At 54.6% G+C, this 3,863-nt stretch carries 5 protein-coding genes and 1 pseudogene; all 6 read left to right on the top strand.

The window, feature by feature from the left end; genetic code table 11:
• Nucleotides 1–363: 363 nt before the first annotated feature.
• The 6 genes and pseudogenes from BFP96_RS28350 (at nucleotide 364) to BFP96_RS28375 (ending at nucleotide 3,759) form a co-directional block, all read left to right on the top strand.
• Entirely contained in the window at nucleotides 364–966 is a 603-nt protein-coding gene (locus BFP96_RS28350) for a hypothetical protein (protein WP_065936156.1), read from the top strand.
• 65 nt (nucleotides 967–1,031) lie between these two features.
• On the top strand, nucleotides 1,032–1,553 hold the full coding sequence (locus BFP96_RS28355; protein ID WP_065936157.1) for a DUF2846 domain-containing protein: 522 nt from the start codon (nucleotides 1,032–1,034) through the stop codon (nucleotides 1,551–1,553).
• 187 nt (nucleotides 1,554–1,740) lie between these two features.
• A pseudogene (locus BFP96_RS28360) lies at nucleotides 1,741–2,198 on the top strand (GNAT family N-acetyltransferase).
• A 173-nt stretch (nucleotides 2,199–2,371) separates the two neighbouring features.
• Nucleotides 2,372–2,809: a GNAT family N-acetyltransferase gene (locus tag BFP96_RS28365; RefSeq protein WP_065936158.1), complete on the top strand. Its 438-nt coding sequence runs from the start codon at nucleotides 2,372–2,374 to the stop codon at nucleotides 2,807–2,809.
• 260 nt (nucleotides 2,810–3,069) lie between these two features.
• Nucleotides 3,070–3,357, top strand: coding sequence for a hypothetical protein (locus BFP96_RS28370; protein WP_256548926.1), 288 nt, complete (start codon nucleotides 3,070–3,072; stop codon nucleotides 3,355–3,357).
• 90 nt (nucleotides 3,358–3,447) lie between these two features.
• Complete coding sequence (locus BFP96_RS28375; RefSeq protein WP_240995354.1) at nucleotides 3,448–3,759, top strand: hypothetical protein; 312 nt, start codon at nucleotides 3,448–3,450, stop codon at nucleotides 3,757–3,759.
• Nucleotides 3,760–3,863: the final 104 nt, after the last annotated feature.

Consider the following 3,863-nt stretch of genomic DNA (forward strand, 5'->3'; position numbering starts at 1 on the left):
GCACAGACGCACTGTCTGACTGATGAAACTCATGCACTAATAGATACCCAAGCTCAGGCTACTAAACCCGAATCACTGAACAATTCAGCGACCGAGCCACCTTAGAGACGGCCACCCCAGCACACAAGCCGGCGGATTCTGACGCACGCGTAGGCAATGGAGCAAGCCGCGGCGAGGGAATCGGATTTTGCCTTCAGGCGCTGCTCTGCGGCGGGTGATGAGCCAAGAGTGGGTTGTTATCAAGGTGCGGGTAGCTGGACAATAGGTTCGGCCGAGCCAACAACGAAGTACCAGGTGTACGAACGTTTGGTTCGCTCGGCTGGGCTCTACAAACTGCAAGATTACTGATCGGAAAAAAGACCAATGCTAGGGAAAGTCAGCAGTAAATATCTCGTCTGGGGCGCGGTCGCGCTCTGCGCAACCCTTCTGTCCGGGTGCGCGACGTCACGCTACGACGGCAAGCACGCACCTGACCCGAGTAAGGCGATCATCGTGGGTTCGATTGGTGAGAGCTTTCCGATGATGCAGCCCCATGGGCTGGTGGTTGAAATCGACCACCAGGGAGCACCCGGTACCGCAATACGGCTGACGACGCTGGGCAATGAAGATGATCAGCCATCGCCCTCTGTGCTGGGCCATTACTTCATGTATGAAGTGCCGCCTGGTGAGTATGAGTACACGCGGTGGCATTACGTGTATTACGCGGGAAAATCGATGCCGCGCCCTGTGCCTGCGGTTTTCTCGGTGAAGGCCGGGGAAATTCTCTATATCGGCGACCTGCGCTCCGATGCCCTGCGTTTTTGCCTGTCCAACGTGAACAATGCCGAGAGCACTGTGCAGGCGCTCAAGCGCAAGTACCCGATGCTCAAGGATCGGAACATCGTGAATATGACGGCAAAGAGCGGTTTTGCGCCGTGGCCGAGTTCTGATGCCACTGACTTCGGTAAAGGGCTGTGCACGCTCTGAATCCGGTACTGGTGACCGTCATCGGCCCCGACGCCCATTGATCCACTTTCAAGGAATTTCATGCCATGAAGTGCTGTACGCTCCTCTGGGCCAGCCTGTTCGCAGGCCTGGCCTCACTGACCGGCTGCATCAGCGGTCCGGACCTCACAGGCCAACCATTCTTCACATCACCGGCAGAACCTCGTCCGGACGAGGCCACGGTCTACTTCTATCGTACTTCCGCCAGCATCGGTAGCGGGGTCGCTCCGACCATTCTGGTCGATGGTCGCGCAATTGGCAGCTTGCCCTCCGGGAGTTTTTTCAAAGCCGACATTCCCGCCGGCAAGCACAGCGTCGCTTCCACCTCGCCACCGATAATAAGCGGTATGGTTAACAAGCGTTTCGATATCACCGTCGAGAATGGAAAGGTGTATTACATCGCAGACCAGCTCAGCACTTCGGCCTACACGGACGGGCAGACCTTGGGCGAAATCGACGAGGGGCGTTTCGGTGGAACAATGTATTACTCGCGCTACGCGCTTGTGCCTGCCGAGGAAGCGCTACGTTCTATCAAGTGGTGCCAGAAGTTGCCGGCACCTGCACCGTAACCATGCGTAGCCCATGCTCCGGCCAGGTCCATTACAAGCCCTGCCGGCAACGTTGGGCCAAGCCAGTATGAGGGTGAGCAGGGAAACCAGTATGGATATGGCTTCGACATAGTCTGTGCCGCAGGCAGACGGCTGTATGATTGTCCAGAATCCTACCGGCGTGACGAATATATAAGGAGCGTTTCAGATGCTGCGAGTGGATTGGCTCGATAAACAAATGGACAAGTGCGACGTTATGGCCGAATGGCTTTATCGGGAATTCAATTATGAGTTTACGCAGCAATCTCTTTCGAGTTGGCAACACGAGTTCTTTGATGGGCAGCGTGATGGCAGTTGGAAGTGTCTGATCGCAACCGAACGAGACCAGTTGCTAGGTGGCGCTACGCTTGCCAGTAATGACCTGTCTGACCGGCCGGATCTAGGTCCTTGGCTTGCGTGTGTGTTCGTCACACCTGAAGCTCGAAAGAGGGGGCTCGCAGTGCAGTAAATGAAGGCATCTGTGTCCATGCACGAGACGCTGGGTTCACTACCTTGTACTTGCACACGCACAACCAGAGCAGTTATTACACCAAGCTTGGCTGGAAAGTATTGGAGCGCTTTGAGGCTTGGGGGAAAGAGCAATACCTTATGTCACGGAGTTTATAGTCAAGGCCGGCTTCAAATGTGTGCCGCTTTTTATAAGCAGCAAAACTGTGATTTGACGTCTGCGTTTTCACACCGGCTGGGTCGATAGCCGCCACTGGCGTGCCCACGGCCCAAGTCAATATCCCCAGAGACCTCAGAAGGGGTTCGCGCCCGATCAGAGAAGATTGAACTCAATGGAGATTCAACGGATCACGCATCTGCCGCCCCAAATCCTCGACCTGGAAAAAGCGGCAGTTGCAGAAGGCTTCAGGTTTCTCACCCGACTGACTTCAGAATGGCAGTCAGGCACCCATCGCTTTGATGCGCCTGGCGAATGCCTCATGGCGGCTTATCTGAACCAGCAACTTGTGGGCATTGGAGGCCTGTCGGTTGATCCGTTCACCCATGACCGTACAGGAAGGCTGCGACGTGTGTATGTGGCGCCTGCGTCACGCGGGCAACAGGTTGGCCGCAGATTGGTTAACGCATTGCTTGCCCACGCCGCGGTGCATTTTGAGCGTGTGCGTCTCTACACCGATACCTTGGAGGGGAGCGCTTTTTACCTGCGCTGCGGCTTCAATCGAATAGAAGATGCTCATGCGAGCCATATCGTTCGGATCACAAAACTCTGAATTTTTCGGGTGTCGGCGATTAGAAGCCGTCCGCATCTAGGGAAAGTAATCTCTGTAAACTTCAGGGATTCGAGGGTCAGAATGAATAATCTGCTATCTATTGCAAGCCATAAATCTAAACACAGCCTGGATTTCTATCCGACCTTTGCCGTTGACGGAGTACCTATGGAGGTTTGGCTACCTCGGCACAATCGAGAAGCTGAGCTACACTTGGTAGCCGCTCATTCAGGCTTGTACAGCGATAAAGACACCTGTTTGGTATGGGACCGGATTTACTCAACAGCGCCGGGCTGGCGGACCTGGTTCCACTACTTGTTTGCTCTGATGACTTGGATCTGACTTGTACCGTCATAGTCGCTGAGCAGCATGCCGGTGAGCACTATGTCCAGTGGCGCCGATTTGGCTTGCTGAAGGATTTAATTACGCTGCAATCCCCTGCTGTTGATTGGTACGACTCAATACCGAGCCTGACTTTCGAACGCTCCCAGTTCCAGAGCGTGCTGGACGCGTTCCGAAAACAGGAGAACATTAAAATGGACTGGGACTAGCAGCGACAAGTCTACCTTTTTCGGTCACTTGCTTATCCCCTCTAACGAGTGAGATGAAGCGCACGTGGGGGATGGGCCACAGGAAAACGTATGAGCTATGACATCATCATCTTAAAGCCGGTAGGCTCCCGCACTGATAATTTGGCAAACGTCGATGAAGTTCTGGATATCGGGGATGAAGGATTGGTCCTCAGGTCCTTAAGCTGGTGCTCCCGGGTGCATCCAAGGGGTGTTGTGAAGGACGAGTCCTTCACAATTGAGGGCAGCTTTTCAGGAAAGCCGTTCACGTCCATCCTTTATCACTTAAGTTCGGCGCTTGTTAGTCCGATTTATCCTTCAGCGTCGTTCAAGGGCTTCTGTCAGAGCTATGCGATTCCCTCCAGACTCACGCACTTTCGGTAACTGACGACACCCTGATCAGTGCGTCCGGTGACCAGGCGCTGATTCTTCGGGTCGGTCAGGGACCGGTCGCTTTCTGACATTCACGGTCCGTCTGCTTCTGGCCG

The organism is Pseudomonas sp. 34 E 7 (assembly GCF_900005715.1).
GTDB classification, from domain to species: domain Bacteria; phylum Pseudomonadota; class Gammaproteobacteria; order Pseudomonadales; family Pseudomonadaceae; genus Aquipseudomonas; species Aquipseudomonas orientalis_A.

What these genes read in the sequence shown, in the direction of transcription:
- BFP96_RS28375 (WP_240995354.1), top strand. Translation starts at nt 3,448, where the DNA reads ATGAGCTATGACATCATCATCTTAAAGCCGGTAGGCTCCCGCACTGAT.
- BFP96_RS28350 (WP_065936156.1), top strand. Translation starts at nt 364, where the DNA reads ATGCTAGGGAAAGTCAGCAGTAAATATCTCGTCTGGGGCGCGGTCGCG.
- BFP96_RS28370 (WP_256548926.1), top strand. Translation starts at nt 3,070, where the DNA reads ATGGGACCGGATTTACTCAACAGCGCCGGGCTGGCGGACCTGGTTCCA.
- BFP96_RS28355 (WP_065936157.1), top strand. Translation starts at nt 1,032, where the DNA reads ATGAAGTGCTGTACGCTCCTCTGGGCCAGCCTGTTCGCAGGCCTGGCC.
- BFP96_RS28365 (WP_065936158.1), top strand. Translation starts at nt 2,372, where the DNA reads ATGGAGATTCAACGGATCACGCATCTGCCGCCCCAAATCCTCGACCTG.